We start from the raw sequence: 16,396 nt of genomic DNA, 5'->3' as shown, positions 1-16,396 counted from the left end.
ACCACGAGATACGGCGATGGACGAGACAACCCGCACGCTCTTCGAATACGAGCAGATCCGGCAGTTGAAGTACCGGTATTTCCGCGCGATCGACACGCACGACTGGTCGCTGCTCGAACAATGCGTGACCGACGACTGCGAAGTGCGGCTGCAAGGCGGCCGCTATGCATACGACGGCCGCGACGCGTTCGTGTCGAGCCTGCGTGCGCTGATCGGCAAGCCGACCGTCCTGACGATGCATCACGGCCATCATCCCGAACTCACGCTGATATCGGCCGATCACGCATGCGGCGTGTGGTTTCTCGAGGATCACGCGATCAATCTAGAGGATAACTACCTGGTGCACGGCACCGCGTTCTACGACGACCAGTACGTGAAGCGCGACGGCATGTGGCGCATTCACGCGACGCGCCACGAGCGGCTGTTCGAAACCGTCACGTCGCCGATTCCGCCGTCGTTCACGTTGACCGAGAACCGCTTCGCACCGGGTGCGCGCGACGCGGCCGATTCCACTGTCAACGCGTCCTGAAACCCGGCGGCAGCGCCGCCGATCCCGTCATTCCCTCTGGAGCCGGAGCAATGGAGAAAGTCATTTACGTGTTGTGGCGCGATGCGCAGGTCGCGCCCGATCAGTGGAGCCGCAGCGTGCGCGCGCAACTCGCGGACACGCTGCTGTCGCTCGGCGCGCACGGCGTGCAGGCGAACGTCGCCGATGCCGACGTCGCGCCGGCTGCGGCGCTCAAGCAGACCAATACGCACCCGGGCATCGACGGCATCGTCGCGGTGTGGCTCGACAGCGCGAACCCGATGTTCCGCCAGCCGTTCGACGACGCGGTGCGCGCGGTCGTCCCGCACATGGCCGCGTATCTCGTCACCGAATCGCAGCCGATTCCGAACACGCGCTTTCCCGCGCGGCCCGGCGAACGCACGAGCGGCTTCTCGCAGCTTGCGTTCCTGAAGCGCCCGCCGCGACTCACGCACGAAGCGTGGCTCGACGTGTGGCACGGTCATCACACGCGCGTCGCGATCGATACGCAGGACAATTTCCAGTACGTGCAGAACGTGGTCGTGCGGGCGCTCACGCACGCGGCGCCCGGCTACGACGCGATCGTCGAGGAATGCTTCCCGGCCGCGGCGATGACCGATCCGCACGCGTTCTTCGATGCGGTCGGCGACGAGGAGAAATTCCAGCGCAACGTGGCGGAGATGATGGACAGCTGCGGACGCTTCATCGATTTCGACAAGATCGACGTGGTGCCGACGAGCCAGTATGTCGTGAAGGCGGTGCGCGGATAAAAAAAGCCAACCCTCAACGGGTTGGCTTTTCTGCTTCGGGTCCGACGGATATCAGAACTGGTTCATCGTGTTGTCCTTGCCCGCCGCCTTCAGCGCTGCTTCGCCGCTGAAGTATTCCTTGTGGTCGTCGCCGATATCCGAGCCGGACATGTTCTGGTGCTTGACGCACGCGATGCCCTGACGGATTTCCTTGCGCTGCACGCCGGCCACGTAGCCGAGCATGCCCTGGTCGCCGAAGTATTCCTTGGCCAGGTTGTCGGTCGACAGCGCGGCCGTGTGGTACGTCGGCAGCGTGATCAGGTGGTGGAAGATGCCGGCTTCACGCGATGCGTCGGCCTGGAACGTGCGGATCTTCTCGTCGGCGATCTTCGCCAGCTCGGTTTCGTCGTACTCCACGCTCATCAGGCGTGCGCGGTCGTACGCCGACACGTCCTTGCCTTCGGCCTTCAGCGCATCGTAAGCCTGCTGACGGAAGTTCAGCGTCCAGTTGAACGACGGGCTGTTGTTGTACACCAGCTTCGCGTTCGGGATCACCTTGCGGATCTCGTTGACCATGCCGCCGATCTGCGCGATGTGCGGCTTTTCGGTTTCGATCCACAGCAGGTCGGCGCCGTTCTGCAGCGACGTGATGCAATCCAGCACGCAACGCGCTTCACCCGTGCCCGAGCGGAACTGGAACAGGTTGCTCGGCAGGCGCTTCGGACGCAGCAGCTTGCCGTCGCGCTTGATGACGACGTCACCGTTGCCGAGCTGGTCGGGCGACAGTTCTTCGCAGTCGAGGAACGCGTTGTACTGGTCGCCCAGGTCGCCCGGCGTGCTGGTCACGGCGATCTGCTTGGTCAGGCCGGCGCCGAGCGAATCGGTACGGGCGACGATGATGCCGTCGTCCACGCCCAGTTCGAGGAACGCGTAACGGATCGCGCGGATCTTCGCGAGGAAGTCCTCGTGCGGCACCGTGACCTTGCCGTCCTGGTGGCCGCACTGCTTCTCGTCGGACACCTGGTTCTCGATCTGGATGCAGCATGCGCCTGCTTCAATGAACTGCTTGGCCAGCAGGTAGGTTGCTTCCGCGTTGCCGAAGCCGGCGTCGATGTCGGCGATGATCGGCACGACGTGCGTCACGTGGTTGTCGATCTTTTCCTGGATCGCGGCCCTGGCAGCGGCATCCTTGGCGGCGTCCAGCTCGCGGAACAGGCCGCCAAGCTCACGGGCGTCGGCCTGGCGCAGGAACGTGTACAGCTCGCGGATCAGCGCGCTGACCGAGGTCTTTTCGTGCATCGACTGGTCCGGCAGCGGACCGAACTCCGAGCGCAGCGCGGCGACCATCCAGCCCGACAGGTACAGGTAGCGGCGTTCGGTGCTGTTGAAGTGCTTCTTGATGGAGATCATCTTCTGCTGGCCGATGAAGCCGTGCCAGCAACCCAGCGACTGCGTGTACTTGGCCGGATCGGCATCGTACGCGGCCATGTCGGCGCGCATGATCTTCGCGGTGTACCTGGCGATGTCCAGGCCCGTCTTGAACTTGTTCTGGGCGCGCATGCGGGCAGCGGATTCCGGATTGATGGCATTCCACGCGCTGCCTTGCTTCTCCTTCAAACCAGCCACTGCCTTGATGTCGTCTTGATATTGGGACATGTCTATCTCCTGGGAACGAAGCGCATTTGAGTAAAGGGTTCAGCCTGCCCGCCCCGTATGACGAAGCGAACTGCATGGACTTAATAGTAACGCCGTGCGGCGCGCCGGCGACCAACTCTTATATAAGACATAAGATATAAATTTTTCTTGTTTTTCAATGAGATAAGCGCGTCATTTTGCGATGCAAAACAGGTTTTCAAGCGGCGGAAAGGCCGCGCGACAGGAATCCGCCGTGCATTCCGCGATATGAAACGGCCTTTCGGCAGTTGGTGGGAGGACAAACATCGCGATCCGTGCTTCCGGCTTTTGCCATCGACATGACAAAACGTCTATACTTGGACAATCCATCGACAGCGCATTGCGATGCGCCGTCCCCCGCGTACCGCAATGCGCGCCCGCCTGCCCGCAACGACATGAGCGACTACCCTGTTTTCGACGCGCTGTGCGCCCTGCTGAATACGTCCGGCGCGCGGTTCCGCGTGCTGGAACATCCGGCCGAAGGCAAATCCGACGTGATCGCCGCGATTCGCGGCACACGCCCCGAACAGGGCGCGAAGGCGATGCTCTGCACGTTCAAGGACGGCGGCGACGCCGCCGCGCTCGCGGTGATCCCCGGTCATCTGAAGATCGATTTCCGGAAAGTCGCCGGCGCGCTCGGCCGCCGCAAGGCGACGCTCGCGCCGCCCGAACTGGCGGCCGCCGTCACGCGCTGCGTGATGGGCGCGGTGCCACCGTTCGTGTTCGACGCGAACGTGACGCTCGTCGTCGATCCCGCGCTGATCGAACGCAACGACGAGATCGCATTCAACGCAGGCCGCCTCGACCGCTCCGTCGTGCTCGACGCGTCCGACTACGTGCGCATCGCCCGCCCGCTGCTGGCCGACATCACGCGGCCCGACGCCACCGACGCGCCCACGCTCCAGGCCAGCGCATGACCACGCCCCGCACCACACCGCAGTCGGAACAGGCGTCGCTGATCGAACAGGTGCAGCGCATCGCCGAAGGGCTCGGCGCGATGTTCGCGCCGTTCACCGAGGTCGTCGTGCACGACCTGCGCACGCCCGAGCACGCGATTCTCGCGATCCACAACAACCTGTCCGGCCGCGCGGTCGGCGATCCGGCGACCGAGCTCGGCCTGGCGCGCATCGCCGACGACGACTTCCCGCAGGTGCTCCCGAACTACGCAAACCGTTTCGCCGACGGCCGCACCGCGAAGAGCACGTCGATCGGGATCAAGGATTCGAACGGCCGCTACGTGGCCGCGCTGTGCCTGAACGCCGACGTCACGCTGTTCCGCGGCTTCCAGGGGATGCTGAACCAGTTCTGCAGCACGGAAGGCGAACCGGTCGCCGAAACGCTCGACCCGGCCGGCGCGGACGCGATCCGGCAGCGCATCGATGCGTTCGCGACGCGCCTCGCGACCACGCCGCGCGAACTGAAGACCGACCAGCGCCGCGAGCTGATGCAGATGCTGAAGACCGACGGCTTCCTCGAGGTGCGCCGCGCGATGGAAATCGTGTCGCAGCATCTCGGCGTCTCGCGCGCCACCGTCTACAACGATGCGAAATGATGCGAGGCGCATGCGCGCCCCGCTTACCTGTTGACCGACCTTTCCGACGAGCGACTCATGACCACTCCGACCCTCCCCACCTACGACGACGTCGCGGCCGCCGCGGCGCGGCTCAACGGCCACGCGCACCGCACGCCGGTGATGACATCCCGCACGATCGACGAAGCGCTCGGCGCCAAGGTGTTCTTCAAGTGCGAGAACCTGCAGCGCATGGGCGCGTTCAAGTTCCGCGGCGCGTTCAACGCGCTGTCGCGCTTCGACGCGACGCAGCGCCGCAACGGCGTCGTCGCGTTCTCGTCGGGCAACCATGCGCAGGCGATTGCGCTGTCGGCGCGCATGCTCGGCATTCCGGCAACGATCGTGATGCCGCAGGACGCGCCGGCCGCGAAGATGGCCGCCACGCGCGGCTACGGCGGCAACGTGGTGACCTACGATCGCTATACCGAGGACCGCGAGCAGATCGGCCGCGCGCTCGCGGAGAAGCACGGGCTCACGCTGGTCCCGCCCTACGACCACGCGGACGTGATCGCGGGCCAGGGCACGGCGGCCAAGGAACTGTTCGACGAGGTCGGGCCGCTCGACGCGGTGTTCACGCCGCTCGGCGGCGGCGGCCTGCTGTCGGGCACGGCGCTCGCGACGCGCGCGCTGTCGCCGCATGCGAAGCTGTACGGCGTCGAGCCGGAAGCCGGCAACGACGGCCAGCAGTCGTTCCGCTCGGGGTCGATCGTGCATATCGACACGCCGCGCACGATCGCCGACGGCGCGCAGACGCAGCATCTCGGCAATTTGACGTTCCCGATCCTGCGGCGCGACGTCGACGACATCCTGACCGCGACCGATGCGGAACTGGTCGACTGCATGCGCTTTTTCGCGACCCGTATGAAGATTGTCGTGGAGCCGACCGGCTGCCTGTCGTTCGCGGCCGCACGCCGGATGAAGGACGAACTGCAAGGCAAGCGCGTGGGCATCGTGATCAGCGGCGGCAACGTCGATCTCGAGACATTCTGCGCGCTGGTATCCGCCGCCGCATGACCGCCGCGGCGCGCGGATGACGTCATGCAACGTCCGCCATCCGTGCGACGGCGCCTTCACGTCGCGTTAAGTTTCGCGACCTAGACTCATTGCGTGGTCCCGCAGTCAGTCGTGAAGAAGGAGTCGCCATGAACACGCACGCGATCGTCGCTGCCGCCCTCGCGGCCGCATCCCTCTCGGCGTTCGCTCAACCGGGCGTGACGTCATCCGGGTTTCCCGCTGTCTCGCCGCGCGACGACGTCGCGCGGCCCGCTCACCATTCGCCCGCCGCGCTGCCGCACGCCGGCTTCGTGCTCGCGAAGATCGATCAGAACAATACGCCGCCCGATCGCGGCGGCGATCCGTCCGGCCGCACGCGCGGCAGCACGCATATGTAACGCCGCGTGGACCGGCCGCGTCGGCCGGCCTGCATCGCGACATCGCGACATCGCGGCATCGCCGCATCACAACGACGGCAGCGACGGATCGCGCGCGGCGAGGATGTCGGCGGTACGCCGCTGCAGCGCGCCGTCGATCGTCTCCGGCTGCGGAATCAGCCAGTAGCGTCCGTCGCGAATGCCGTCGAACACCCGCGCGGCGAACGCGTCGGGCGTGAGCCCGTGCGCGTTCAGCATCGCGCGCATCGTGTCGACGAAGCCCTCCACTTCCGGCCGGTCGTGCGCGGCGCCGAACGGGTCGTTGAAGATGCCCGTCTGCACCGGCCCCGGTGCGAGCAGCGACACGCCGACCGGCGCGCCGAGCATCTTCAGCTCGCCGTACAGCGATTCGGTCAGCGCGACCACCGCGAACTTCGTCGCCGAATACGGCGACATCAGCGGGCTCGGCAGGAAGCCGCCCACCGACGCGGTATTCACGATGCGCGCCGGCACGTTGCGTTCCAGCATGCGCGGCACGAAGCTGCGGATTCCGTTCATCACGCCGTGCACGTTGATCGCGAAGCTGCGCTCGAACCGTTCCGGCGTGATTTCCCAACTGAAGCCGGTCGCCATCACGCCCGCGTTGTTGAACAGCAGGTCGACGCCGCCGAAGCGCCGCCACGCGGCGTCGGCCAGCGCGTCGACGGCTTGCGGCCGGCTGACGTCGGTCGGCACGCACAGCACGTCGGTATCGAGCGTCGCGGCAAAGGCAGCGAGCTTCTCCGGGTCGAGGTCGGCCAGCACGACGCGCATGCCGAGCGCGGCCGCGTGGCGCGCAAGCCCGCTGCCGATGCCGCTGGCCGCGCCGGTGATCACGGCGGTGCCGCCGTCGAAGCGAATCGGGTTCGTCATGTCAGCGTCCTGTCGGGTCGATGTGGGGATGGGCATACGCGGGAATCTCGGGCGGCGGCAACGGCGTGCGGCCGTCGAGCGAACGCACCGCGAGCCCCTGCGACAGCGGGAAATGCAGGCTGTGCGTGACGAGGCCCGTGCGCTCGCGCGCCGGCAGGCTGCACAGCGCCAGCGCGGTTTCCGCGAGATACGCGACGTCCTCGGTCGGATAGCCTTCGGGGATATAGCGCGCCGCGCCCGGCGTGCGGATCGCGGTGCTCGGCGCGACCAGGTTCACCGCGATGCCGTCCGCTTCGAGTTCGGCCGCGAGCCCCTGCGTGAAGCGCGACAACGCGGCCTTGACCGCCGCATAGACGGTCGCGCCGCCCGCGCGCGCGAACTCGTCGAACGGCCGCAGCGGCGCGAGCGCGGTGACCGACCCGACATTGACGATCCAGCCGGCGCCGCGTGCGCGCATCAGCGGAATCGCGGCCTGGGCCAGCGCGAACGGGATGCGCAGATAGTGTTCGATCGTCGTGTCGAACATCGCCATCGGCATCGCGTCGACGCACGCGTAGTCGGCCACGCCCGCGTTGTTCACGAGGATGTCGAGGCCGCCGGCCGCCTGGGCCGCGCGCGCGACGAGCGCGTCGCGCTCGGCGGCATTCGACAGATCGGCGGCCAGCGCGATCGCGCGGCCGCCCGCCTGCTCGATCAACGCGACCGTTTCGGTGAGCGTGCCGGCGGTCGTTGCCGATTGCGTGAGGCTGCGCGCCGTCACGACGACGGTCGCGCCTTCGGATGCGAGGCGCTGCGCGATGGCGCGGCCGATGCCGCGGCTCGCGCCCGTCACGAGCGCGCATTTGCCTGCGAGTCGTCCGGTTCTGGGGTCGGTCATGGTGTCTCCGGTGAAGGGGGGATTCGGTGCGAAGCGTTCGGTTTCAGTCCGCGATATCCGCAACATGCAGCACGAGCTTGGTTTTCGCGTCGCCCGTTTGAACGAGATCGAGCGCCCGCGCGGCCTGTTCGAGCGGAAAACGGTCGAAACGCGGCACGTGCAACGCGCGCCGGCCGAGCCGTTCGGCGATCAGGCCGAGCGTCGCGCCGCTCGGCATCCGGCTGTAGGTCATCGCGGTGCGCAGGCCGCGCTTGCCGGCCTCGGCCGCCGTCGCGGCGAGCCGCTCCGCATCGCCGGGCGCGAGCGTCATGATGTTGACGAGCGTGCCGTCCGGCGCGAGCAGGTCGAGCGCGGCGGGCAACGTGTCGCCGCCGACCGCGTCGAGCACGAGGTCGACGCCGCCCGGCGCCCATGCCCGCACGGCCGCGGCGATGTCCTGTTCGCGATAGTCGATGCCCTGCGCCGCGCCGAGCGATTCGACCGTCTCGCGATTGCGCGCCGAGCACGTCGCCGCGACGCGTGCGCCGGCCTGGGCAGCAAGCTGGATCGCAAACGTGCCGACCGCGCCCGCGCCGCCGTGAATGAGCACCGTCTGCCCGGCGCGCAGCCCGCCGTCGTCGAACAGGCCGGCCCATGCGGCCAGCGCGGGCGTCGGCGTGGCGGCCGCCTCCGCGAAGCCGACCGCGTCGGGCAGGCGCACGACCGAATCGTGGCGCACCGCGACGTATTCCGCATAGGCCCCCCAGCGCCCGGCGCCGACGTCGGTCTGCGCGAACACGCGCATCCCCGGCGCGAAGCCTTCGACACCGTCGCCGACCGCTTCGACCACGCCGGCTGCATCGAAGCCGATCACGAACGGGAACACGATCCGCATGAACGCGCCGAGATAGCCTTCCCGGCATTTCCAGTCGGCGGGATTGACGCCCGCGTACGCGACGCGGATCAGCACGTCGCCGGGGCCCGGCGTCGGTGCGGGAACGTCGGCCAGTCGCAGCGCGTCGGAATGGCCGACGCGGTCGATCAGCAAGGCTCGCATGGTGGTGTCTCCTGTATTGATAGGTCGCATGGATCGGGATCGGTCGCCGTGCGTCACGCCGCCGTCTCGGCCAGCAGGCTCGACGCGAGCGGACAGAACGCGTGCGAGATCGCATCGACGGTCCAGTCGGGGCTTTCGGCGTCGAACCGGCGATCGACCCAGCCCCAGTGATAGGGATGCAGCAGGTATTCGCCGAGCAGATCGCCGACGCGCGCGAATTCCTGTTGCCAGACATGCGTCCACGCGCCCGGCGTCACGATCCGGCTCAACCGCCAGTTGCGGATGCCGGGCATGAACGCGGGCATGCGCAGCAGTTCGCGTTCGAGTGCGGCAACCTGCGTGCCGTCGGCCTGTGGCCGCACGCGCAGCATCAGCGTGCGCCAGACGCCGTCGCGCAGCGCCGGTTCGCGCAGGCCGCCGCCGATCGCCCGGCACGCGGCGCCGTCGATCCGCACGACGCCCGGCAGCCCGGCCAGCGCGGTGAAATCCGTCGCGCAATCGGTTGCCCGTTCGTCGCGCAATACGTCGAGCGTGTAGTCGCCCGCGCCCCAGCATCCGTCGAGATTGCGCTCGAGCGTCACGCGGGTGGCGCCGGGCAGCGCGCGCGCCGCATCGCGCAGCGCACGTTCGGTTGCGCCGGCATCGGCAGCGGCAGTGGCCGAAACGAATACCTGCGCCGTGTCATGCCGCATGGTCGACCTCCGTCAAGGCCGGCAGCGGCGTGTCGGCGTCCGTCATCACATGGCGGCGGCGGGCGTCGCACAGCGCATCGACGGCCATCCAGAATGCGACCACGTCGGCATCGGTCAGCGCGCGCATCCGGTAGTACGCGGGCGCATCGGCAACCTGCCAGGTCAGCCACAGCGTGCTCGGCCGCCCCGGCACCGCGACGGGCGGCGACACCCAGCGCCCGGCCGCCGTCAGCCCGCGCGCCGCGTGGCCCGGCAAATAGCGGTCGCGCAGCAGTGCAAGCACGTCGGGAATGCGCTCGGGCGCGAGCGTGATTTCGTCTACGATCTGGATCATTCGCGGGTCGTCTCGGGTGGTTCGTGGCGCGGGATGCGATGCCGGCCGCCTACGCCGTTCCGGCGAGGCCGGAAGCGGCCGGCGTGGATAGCATTCTTGCGTGGCAACGTTGGATGAACCCCTACCGGGCCGATCACCGGCCCCTATCGTCGCGATCAGAACGGGAGACACATGAAACAGCGCGCATTGCCGGCACGCGGCCGCGTGCTGCCGGGCCTCGGCGCACGCCTGCTCGACGAACTGACGCGCAGCGGCGCGCCGTCGGCGCAACCGCACGCGATGCCCGCCGTCGGGGTTAGCGCGACGACGCCCGGCGGCTTCGTCGCGCTGTACCGCGACGCGATCGAACGGCTCGAGGCGCAGGTCGCGCGCGGCAACGGTCATCCGCCGATGCGCAAGCAGGAAGTCGACCTGATGTGCCGTTGCCTGCTCAGCTGTGCGACGCTCGCCGATGCGATCCGCTGCGCGGCCGAGTTCTGCGAGATGCTGACGCCGCGTGCCGGCATGCTGTCGCTCGCGGTGCGCGACGGCCGCGCGACGTTCCGGATGGATTCGCTGCGCCGCACCCGCAGCCCGGCCGCGTGTCTCGTCGACCTGACCGGCCTGTTCTGCTATCTGCAACTGTTCGGCTGGCTCATCGGGCAGCCGCTGCGGCCGGACGAAGTGTGGCTCGGCCATCCGCGCCGCGACGATGCGATGCCGCTGCTCGGGCTGTTCAATGCGCCGGTCGACGTCGGCCGCCAAACCTACGGCTTCGCGTTCGACGCGGCGCGGCTCGATGCGCGCGTGATCCGGCAGCCGGGCGAGCTCGACGCCTTTCTCGTCGACTTTCCGTTTCGTCTGATCGATGCGGCACCGGCCGTCGTGTCATGGGCGCAGCAGGTGCGCGGCTTTCTCGACGCGGCGCTCGCGCGCGAGCAGGCGGTGCCGGCGCTCGCGGAGCTGGCGACGTGGCTCGGCGTCAGCGACGCCACGCTACGACGGCGGCTGGCGGCCGAAGGCAGCGGCTATCACGTGTTGCGCGAGCAATGCCTGGCCGACGTCGCGCGACGCTGCCTGCGCGAGTCGGACTGGCCGGTCGCGCGGATTGCCGCGCATCTCGGCTTCGGCGGCGAGGAAGCGTTCCGGCGGGCGTTCGTGCGCTGGACGGGTATGGCGCCGAGCCGGTTCCGGCGCACTTGCGCGGCTGCCGGCATGCCGTTTCATCAGACGTGAAGCCCGGTTCGAGTGCCTCAACAGAAAGGATTTCGAAAGAATTCGGCGAAGAGTGACGTTTTTTCGCATCCCCCTTCGCACCGGCAATTGACGCGCCGGAGCGCTCGCCATTACGCTTGCGCGCTGATGGTTCCCGGGAACGGGATCAAAAGGGAACGCAGGAGAGGCAACGCCTCGAATCTGCGGCTGCCCCCGCAACTGTAAGCGGCGAATCCGCGCCACCGCATGCCACTGGGAAAACCGGGAAGGCCGGCGCGAATGACGACCCGCGAGCCAGGAGACCTGCCATCGACCCGAGGTCCAAGCAGCCGCACCGGGCGGGGTGTCCCGATGCGCCACGCGCCGCCTTTGGCGGTCGCTCGTTGCATGGACGGCCCGACCTCAGGACCCATCCGATGTCCCATCTTTCCGAATCCGCTTCCACGCCGGAAGCGTCGCGCCGACATGCCGCCGGCATACGCGGCGTGTCCGCGCACGTCTGCCGCGCCGCCCTGCGCGACGCCCGGCCACGCTGTCCGGTCCCGCGATAAACCAACGAGAACGAACGCGGTACTCGCCGCGCCCCGCTTACGCCCGCTGTACGCAACACCATCACGCTCGCTGCCTTATGAACCTCCGCCACCTCCTTGCCACGTCCGCCGCCACGGCGCTGCTCTCCCCGATCGCCCACGCCGCCGGCGACACGGCGATCACGCAGCCGCCGCAGACCACGGACGGCGCCGACCTGCCGACGATCAGCGTGACCGACACGCGCCATCTGCCCGAGTCGTTCGACCAGCGCTATGCCTCGACGCAGGTGCTCACGCGCACCGACCTCGACCGGCTGTCGCCGAGCGATCCGGGCATCACGCAGGCGCTCGCGACGCTGCCGGGCGTCACCGTCTCGCAGAACGGCGGCCCGGGCTCGTCCGCGTCGGTCAGCATCCGCGGCTCGTCGGCCAGCCAGGTCGCGGTGTTCATCGACGGCATCCGGATCGGCTCGCCGACCACCGGCATCGCGCCGTGGGCGGACCTGCCGACCGAGGCGTTCGAGCGCGTCGAAGTGATTTCGGGGCCGGCCGCCGCGTCGTTCGGCGCGAACGCGATGGGTGGCGTCGTGCAGCTGTTCACGCGCCGCGCGGCCAACCAGCCGAACCAGACCACCGTGTCGTTCGGCGGCGGCTCGAACAAGACGTTCGACACCCAGCTGCGCACGTCGGGCACCGTGCCGTCGACCGGCCCGCTCGCGGCGCTCGGCGGCCTCACGTATTCGCTCGGGCTGCACGACTACAACACGGCCGGCATCGACGCGACGCGGCCCGTGTTGCCGTACCACGAGGACGGCCGCAATCCGTATCACGCGCAGGACCTCGATGCGCGCCTCGGCTACGCGCGCGACAACTGGTCGATCTCGACGTTCGCGCTGTATCACCGCTCCGACCTGTCCTATGACAACGCCGGCTATGCGGATCGCCAGCTCGATCACCAGCTGACGACCGGCATCGCGTTCCATCTCGACCTCGCGCCCGACACGCAGTTCGACCAGTCGTTCGGTTATGCGAACGATCGCCAGTTCCTGTATGCGAGCGACCCGGCCATCCCGACCGACCAGATCAATTCGCAGCGCATCACCTCGTCGACGTCGCTGACCCATCAGGCGCGCGGCTTCCATCTGTTCGGCCTGCCGCTGTCGGGCGAGACGAAGCTCGCGTACGACTTCACGCGCGAACAGGCATTCCTGCCGATCGACATTCCGGACGGCGTACCGACGCGCAACGACTCCGCGTTCTCGCTGCATCAGTCGGCCACGCTCGGCAGCGTGACGATGTTCGTCGCGGGCCGCCATGAAATCATCGCCGGCCAGTCGGTGAACACCGGCAACGCGGCCCTGTCGTGGGCGATCACGCCGGTGTACACGGCGCGGGTGTCGTACGGCAACGCGTTCCGCCTGCCGGCCTTCAACGACCTGTACTACCCCGGCTACGGCAATCCGGACCTGAACCCGGAGCGCAGCGATTCGATCGAGGCCGCGCTCGACGCGAACACGTCGTACGGCACGTTCACCGCCGCGCTCTACGACACGCGGGTGCACAACCTGATCGCGTACAACCCCGCGACGTTCTCGCCGATGAACATCGGCCGCTCGCATATCCGCGGCATCGACCTGTCGTACAAGGGGACGATTGGCCGCTACACGCCGGTCAGCATCGCGATCGGCCTGCTGGACCCGCAGGACGAGACCAACGACAGCTGGCTCAACCGCCGGCCGCGCCAGACGGTCAGCGTGAGCGTCGACCACACGTGGGACGAACTGCACCTGCACGCGCTGAGCACGGGCGCGTCGCTGAACTACGGCGGCACGACGTTCGACGACCCGGTGAACACGACCTACCTGCCGTCGTACCTGACGGTGAACCTGCGCGCGTCGTACAGGATCAACGCGCACCTGACGGTATCGGCGACGCTGTCGAACCTGTTCGACCGCCAGTACATGACCGCGTACGGCTACAACACGCTCGGCCGCACCGCGTTCGGCAAGGTCAGCTACACGTTCTGACGCCCGGCTGCCCACGCATCGGCGCCCGCGATCGCGGACGCCGATGCGGAGCCGTTCAGATGGACCGAATGCGTTCGCAGCGAACCGCAGTCGACCTTCACGCCCCCACGACGCCGCGCACGCCCGCAATCAACTGGATCGCGCCGAACCCCGCGATCACGACGGCCGACACACGCGACAGCCCAAGCATGAACGCGCCGGACATCTTCGTGCGCAACGCGGCGGTCGCACCGCTCAGGCACAGCCACCACGCCGCGGACCCCGCGAACACGCCGGCGACCATCGGCGCGACGGTCATCCGCATCGCGCCTTCCCGCGCCGCCGACAGCGGCCCCAGCGCCGCGAAAATCCCGATGAACGACACGATCGTCATCGGGTTCGACAGCGTCAGGCCGAACGTCGTCAGGAAATCCCGCGGCACGGTGGCCGTGCGCGGCCCGTCGCGCTGCACGGCCGCCGCGGCCGGCGCCTGACGCGCGATCGACCACGCCAGCCACACGAGGAACGCGCCGCCGCCGATCTTCAGCGCGACGGTCAGCATCGGGAACGCCGTGGCGATGCCCGCGACACCGAGCGCGCCGAGCAGCCCGTAGATCGCATCCGCGCAGGCGGCCCCGATGCCGGTGGCGAATCCCGCGCGAAAACCGCGGGTCAGGCTGCGCTGGATGCACAGCATGCCGATCGGGCCGACCGGCACCGCGATCGACAAGCCGATCACGACGGACTTGATGAACAGCATGGCCGGCTCCTCGCGTCAGGCAATGGGATGTACCGGCATCGTAGGGAAAGTCCGATCGCCGCTGAAGACGGTTTTTAAGGAAAAATGGCTGTTCCACCTTAAAAACTCCCGCCATCATGGACGATCTGGACTGGAAGGTACTCGCGCTGCTGCAGGCCGACGGTCGCATCAGCTACACGGCGCTGGCACGCCAGGTTCACCTGTCGGTGCCGGCGGTGACGGAACGCGTGAAGCGCCTCGAATCGGCCGGCGTGATCGACGGCTACACGGCGCGGGTCGATCCGGCCGCGGCCGGCTACCCGGTGAGCGCGCTGATCGGCATCACGGTGCAGCAGCCCGCGAAGGCGAAATTCCTGAAGCTGCTGGAGACGATTCCCGAAGTGGTCGAGTGCCATCACGTGACCGGCGCGGATTCCTACGTGATGCGGTTCGTGGCCACGAGCATGGCGCACCTCGAACAGCTGATCGAACGCATCAACCTGTATGGCGAAACCCGCACGTCGATCGTGATGTCGACGCCGCTGCCGGCCCGCGGGCTCGCGCGCCCGGCGGCGGCGATCAAAGGCAGTCGGGGATGACAGGACACCCCGCGCTGCGCGATGCTGTGCAATGCCCCCTTGCACGAACCGGACAACCTGCCATGTCAGTCATCGGACTCGATCATTACAACCTGCGCGCCGATCGGGCGACGCTCGATACGCTGCGCGATTTCTACGTGAACGTCGTGGGCCTCGAACCCGGCTATCGGCCGCCGTTCCAGAGCAACGGCTACTGGCTCTACGCGGGGGCGCAAGCGATTCTCCACCTGTCGGAAGCGCGGCCGGGCGAAGTGCGGCCCGCGCACGTCGTCAATACGTTCGACCATATGGCGTTTTCCTGCGCGAACGCCGCCGACATGGAGCGGCGTCTCGGCGACGCGCAGGTCCGGTACGCGCGCCGGTACGTGCCGCTCACGCGCCAGCTTCAGATCTTTTTCAGCGATCCGGCCGGTAACGGCGTCGAATTGAATTTCGCCGAACCCGGCTGCGATGCCGGTGATGGACCGGATTAGCACGCATCGTTCGGGCCGGCGATTCGTTCGCGCCGCAAGGGTATCGACGGCACGCCGCGCGCCGGCCGGGCGCGCTGACGATCAGTGCGGGGCCGTCACTTGCCGACCGCGCCGAGCAAGCCGCCGACGAGCGACGTGACCGGCGCGAGCGGATTGCTCGTGCCGCCCGACGTCGCCCCGCCGCCCGTACCGGCGCCGGGACCGTTGTGCACGGTTGCCGGTATCCCGCCAACCACGCTCGTCACCAGGCCCGAAATCGGCACGGCGCCGTTTGCGCCGTTCGGACTCACGAGACCGCCCACGTTGGTTACGGTATTGCCGACCGCCTGAACCAGTTGCCCGACATCGCCGACCACCGGCTGCGACGACGCGGCCGATACCTTCGTCCCGGCCGACGTAATCGCCCCGCCGACCTGCCCAAGCAGACCGGCGACCGGCTGGCCAAGGCCGCTCGCCGTGCCGACCTGTTGGGTCAGGCTGCCGGCCGTCGTCACGAGCGGCGTGATCGCCGACCCGGCCAACTGGGTCACCTGCCGCACCGGCCCCGACGACACGGCCGAGCTGACCGTCGCGCCCGCCGACTCCAGCCCGTGGGCTACCGTGTCGAGCAGGCCGCCAACCGGCGTCGTGATGGGCGCGAGCGGCGACAGCGGGCCCGCGCCGAGCGCTTTCACCGTCTCGCCAAGGCCCAGGACGGGATTGCCCGTCGCGCTGATGACGGTGCCGAGCCCGGTGACCGTCCTGCCAACCGGGTCCGGCGTGATGCCGATCTGGCTGATCCCCGAGCTCACCGCGTTCGCCGTGTCGCCGATGACCGATCCCACGCCGGTGATCGTGGTGCCCGCCCCCCCGGTGACACTCTTGCCGACACCCGGCAGGCTCACCCCGCCGAGCGAGGTGCCGACGTCCATCACGGCCTGGCCGACCGTGCTGACGATGCCGTTCGTGCCGGGCGCGCCGCTTGTTCCGCTTGTTCCGCTTGTTCCGCTTGTTCCGCTTGTTCCGCTTGTTCCGCTTGTTCCGCTTGTTCCGCTCGTGCCGCTCGTGCCGCTCGTGCCGCTCGTGCCGCTCGTGCCGCTCGTGCCGCTCGTGCCGCTCGTGCCGCTCGTGCCGCT

18 protein-coding genes and 1 riboswitch are annotated in these 16,396 nt (G+C 68.3%); of the genes, 10 read left to right on the top strand and 8 right to left on the bottom strand.

Features of this window, described 5'->3' with window-relative positions; genetic code table 11:
• The first annotated feature begins 16 nt into the window (after positions 1 to 16).
• Together BME24068_RS30605 and BME24068_RS30600 are read left to right on the top strand one after the other, a co-directional pair.
• Positions 17 to 529 carry a nuclear transport factor 2 family protein gene (locus BME24068_RS30605; RefSeq protein ID WP_096499471.1) on the top strand — a complete coding sequence of 171 codons (513 nt, stop codon included), beginning with the start codon at positions 17 to 19 and terminating at the stop codon, positions 527 to 529.
• A gap of 50 nt (positions 530 to 579) precedes the next feature.
• Complete coding sequence (locus tag BME24068_RS30600) at positions 580 to 1,296, top strand: EthD domain-containing protein (RefSeq protein WP_096499473.1); 717 nt, start codon at positions 580 to 582, stop codon at positions 1,294 to 1,296.
• A gap of 51 nt (positions 1,297 to 1,347) precedes the next feature.
• Here BME24068_RS30600 and BME24068_RS30595 read toward each other — a convergent pair whose 3' ends face one another.
• Positions 1,348 to 2,931, bottom strand: coding sequence for an isocitrate lyase (locus BME24068_RS30595; protein ID WP_174928285.1), 1,584 nt, complete (start codon positions 2,929 to 2,931; stop codon positions 1,348 to 1,350).
• Between the two features lie 413 nt (positions 2,932 to 3,344).
• Here BME24068_RS30595 and BME24068_RS30590 point away from each other — a divergent pair, with 413 nt between their 5' ends.
• From BME24068_RS30590 to BME24068_RS30575, 4 genes are all read left to right on the top strand, one after another.
• On the top strand, positions 3,345 to 3,866 hold the full coding sequence (locus BME24068_RS30590) for a YbaK/prolyl-tRNA synthetase associated domain-containing protein (RefSeq protein WP_174928284.1): 522 nt from the start codon (positions 3,345 to 3,347) through the stop codon (positions 3,864 to 3,866).
• A complete protein-coding gene (locus BME24068_RS30585) occupies positions 3,863 to 4,501 on the top strand; it encodes a helix-turn-helix transcriptional regulator (protein ID WP_174928283.1) in 639 nt (212 codons plus the stop codon). The genes BME24068_RS30590 and BME24068_RS30585 overlap by 4 nt, the downstream gene beginning before the upstream one ends.
• 57 nt (positions 4,502 to 4,558) lie before the next feature.
• Positions 4,559 to 5,533 carry a threo-3-hydroxy-L-aspartate ammonia-lyase gene (locus BME24068_RS30580; protein ID WP_174928282.1) on the top strand — a complete coding sequence of 325 codons (975 nt, stop codon included), beginning with the start codon at positions 4,559 to 4,561 and terminating at the stop codon, positions 5,531 to 5,533.
• Between the two features lie 128 nt (positions 5,534 to 5,661).
• The gene (locus tag BME24068_RS30575) at positions 5,662 to 5,910 is read left to right on the top strand and encodes a hypothetical protein (protein ID WP_174928281.1); all 249 of its coding nucleotides are present in this window, start codon (positions 5,662 to 5,664) and stop codon (positions 5,908 to 5,910) included.
• Between the two features lie 66 nt (positions 5,911 to 5,976).
• On the opposite strand, the gene BME24068_RS30570 is transcribed toward BME24068_RS30575, so the two are convergent.
• Genes BME24068_RS30570 through BME24068_RS30550 form a run of 5 tightly spaced genes read right to left on the bottom strand, consistent with a single transcriptional unit; the run spans position 5,977 to position 9,740 of the window.
• Entirely contained in the window at positions 5,977 to 6,801 is an 825-nt protein-coding gene (locus BME24068_RS30570) for an SDR family NAD(P)-dependent oxidoreductase (RefSeq protein ID WP_174928280.1), read from the bottom strand.
• 1 nt (position 6,802) lies between these two features.
• Positions 6,803 to 7,678: an SDR family NAD(P)-dependent oxidoreductase gene (locus tag BME24068_RS30565; protein ID WP_096499488.1), complete on the bottom strand. Its 876-nt coding sequence runs from the start codon at positions 7,676 to 7,678 to the stop codon at positions 6,803 to 6,805.
• 43 nt (positions 7,679 to 7,721) lie between these two features.
• Positions 7,722 to 8,714 carry an NADP-dependent oxidoreductase gene (locus tag BME24068_RS30560; RefSeq protein ID WP_174928279.1) on the bottom strand — a complete coding sequence of 331 codons (993 nt, stop codon included), beginning with the start codon at positions 8,712 to 8,714 and terminating at the stop codon, positions 7,722 to 7,724.
• 53 nt (positions 8,715 to 8,767) lie between these two features.
• Positions 8,768 to 9,406 (bottom strand): Dabb family protein, encoded by a 639-nt coding sequence (locus BME24068_RS30555; RefSeq protein WP_174928278.1) that lies wholly within the window; start codon positions 9,404 to 9,406, stop codon positions 8,768 to 8,770.
• Positions 9,396 to 9,740, bottom strand: coding sequence for a hypothetical protein (locus BME24068_RS30550; protein WP_174928277.1), 345 nt, complete (start codon positions 9,738 to 9,740; stop codon positions 9,396 to 9,398). Before BME24068_RS30550 ends, BME24068_RS30555 begins: the two co-directional genes overlap by 11 nt.
• A 171-nt stretch (positions 9,741 to 9,911) precedes the next feature.
• Here BME24068_RS30550 and BME24068_RS30545 point away from each other — a divergent pair, with 171 nt between their 5' ends.
• Together BME24068_RS30545 and BME24068_RS30540 are read left to right on the top strand one after the other, a co-directional pair.
• Entirely contained in the window at positions 9,912 to 10,955 is a 1,044-nt protein-coding gene (locus BME24068_RS30545; RefSeq protein ID WP_096499496.1) for a helix-turn-helix domain-containing protein, read from the top strand.
• A 110-nt stretch (positions 10,956 to 11,065) separates the two neighbouring features.
• A riboswitch (cobalamin riboswitch) is annotated at positions 11,066 to 11,259 on the top strand.
• A gap of 303 nt (positions 11,260 to 11,562) precedes the next feature.
• Positions 11,563 to 13,491, top strand: a complete 1,929-nt coding sequence (locus BME24068_RS30540) for a TonB-dependent receptor domain-containing protein (RefSeq protein ID WP_174928276.1) — start codon at positions 11,563 to 11,565, stop codon at positions 13,489 to 13,491.
• A gap of 97 nt (positions 13,492 to 13,588) precedes the next feature.
• Here the strand turns inward: BME24068_RS30540 and BME24068_RS30535 are convergent, their stop codons facing one another.
• On the bottom strand, positions 13,589 to 14,230 hold the full coding sequence (locus tag BME24068_RS30535; RefSeq protein WP_096499500.1) for a LysE family translocator: 642 nt from the start codon (positions 14,228 to 14,230) through the stop codon (positions 13,589 to 13,591).
• Between the two features lie 116 nt (positions 14,231 to 14,346).
• Here BME24068_RS30535 and BME24068_RS30530 point away from each other — a divergent pair, with 116 nt between their 5' ends.
• Both BME24068_RS30530 and BME24068_RS30525 read left to right on the top strand, forming a co-directional pair.
• On the top strand, positions 14,347 to 14,808 hold the full coding sequence (locus tag BME24068_RS30530) for an Lrp/AsnC family transcriptional regulator (RefSeq protein ID WP_096499502.1): 462 nt from the start codon (positions 14,347 to 14,349) through the stop codon (positions 14,806 to 14,808).
• A gap of 62 nt (positions 14,809 to 14,870) precedes the next feature.
• Positions 14,871 to 15,281 carry a VOC family protein gene (locus tag BME24068_RS30525; RefSeq protein ID WP_096499504.1) on the top strand — a complete coding sequence of 137 codons (411 nt, stop codon included), beginning with the start codon at positions 14,871 to 14,873 and terminating at the stop codon, positions 15,279 to 15,281.
• 95 nt (positions 15,282 to 15,376) lie between these two features.
• On the opposite strand, the gene BME24068_RS30520 is transcribed toward BME24068_RS30525, so the two are convergent.
• A partial coding sequence (locus BME24068_RS30520) for a collagen-like triple helix repeat-containing protein (protein ID WP_174928275.1) occupies positions 15,377 to 16,396 on the bottom strand: 1,020 nt, incomplete at its 5' end.

Source organism: Burkholderia anthina (assembly GCF_902498995.1).
GTDB classification, from domain to species: domain Bacteria; phylum Pseudomonadota; class Gammaproteobacteria; order Burkholderiales; family Burkholderiaceae; genus Burkholderia; species Burkholderia anthina.
This window is presented reverse-complemented; position numbering and strand designations above follow the sequence as displayed.

What these genes read in the sequence shown, in the direction of transcription:
- BME24068_RS30560 (WP_174928279.1), bottom strand. Translation starts at nt 8,714, where the DNA reads ATGCGAGCCTTGCTGATCGACCGCGTCGGCCATTCCGACGCGCTGCGA.
- BME24068_RS30595 (WP_174928285.1), bottom strand. Translation starts at nt 2,931, where the DNA reads ATGTCCCAATATCAAGACGACATCAAGGCAGTGGCTGGTTTGAAGGAG.
- BME24068_RS30570 (WP_174928280.1), bottom strand. Translation starts at nt 6,801, where the DNA reads ATGACGAACCCGATTCGCTTCGACGGCGGCACCGCCGTGATCACCGGC.
- BME24068_RS30525 (WP_096499504.1), top strand. Translation starts at nt 14,871, where the DNA reads ATGTCAGTCATCGGACTCGATCATTACAACCTGCGCGCCGATCGGGCG.
- BME24068_RS30545 (WP_096499496.1), top strand. Translation starts at nt 9,912, where the DNA reads ATGAAACAGCGCGCATTGCCGGCACGCGGCCGCGTGCTGCCGGGCCTC.
- BME24068_RS30590 (WP_174928284.1), top strand. Translation starts at nt 3,345, where the DNA reads ATGAGCGACTACCCTGTTTTCGACGCGCTGTGCGCCCTGCTGAATACG.
- BME24068_RS30600 (WP_096499473.1), top strand. Translation starts at nt 580, where the DNA reads ATGGAGAAAGTCATTTACGTGTTGTGGCGCGATGCGCAGGTCGCGCCC.
- BME24068_RS30565 (WP_096499488.1), bottom strand. Translation starts at nt 7,678, where the DNA reads ATGACCGACCCCAGAACCGGACGACTCGCAGGCAAATGCGCGCTCGTG.
- BME24068_RS30585 (WP_174928283.1), top strand. Translation starts at nt 3,863, where the DNA reads ATGACCACGCCCCGCACCACACCGCAGTCGGAACAGGCGTCGCTGATC.
- BME24068_RS30535 (WP_096499500.1), bottom strand. Translation starts at nt 14,230, where the DNA reads ATGCTGTTCATCAAGTCCGTCGTGATCGGCTTGTCGATCGCGGTGCCG.
- BME24068_RS30575 (WP_174928281.1), top strand. Translation starts at nt 5,662, where the DNA reads ATGAACACGCACGCGATCGTCGCTGCCGCCCTCGCGGCCGCATCCCTC.
- BME24068_RS30530 (WP_096499502.1), top strand. Translation starts at nt 14,347, where the DNA reads ATGGACGATCTGGACTGGAAGGTACTCGCGCTGCTGCAGGCCGACGGT.
- BME24068_RS30550 (WP_174928277.1), bottom strand. Translation starts at nt 9,740, where the DNA reads ATGATCCAGATCGTAGACGAAATCACGCTCGCGCCCGAGCGCATTCCC.
- BME24068_RS30580 (WP_174928282.1), top strand. Translation starts at nt 4,559, where the DNA reads ATGACCACTCCGACCCTCCCCACCTACGACGACGTCGCGGCCGCCGCG.
- BME24068_RS30540 (WP_174928276.1), top strand. Translation starts at nt 11,563, where the DNA reads ATGAACCTCCGCCACCTCCTTGCCACGTCCGCCGCCACGGCGCTGCTC.
- BME24068_RS30605 (WP_096499471.1), top strand. Translation starts at nt 17, where the DNA reads ATGGACGAGACAACCCGCACGCTCTTCGAATACGAGCAGATCCGGCAG.
- BME24068_RS30555 (WP_174928278.1), bottom strand. Translation starts at nt 9,406, where the DNA reads ATGCGGCATGACACGGCGCAGGTATTCGTTTCGGCCACTGCCGCTGCC.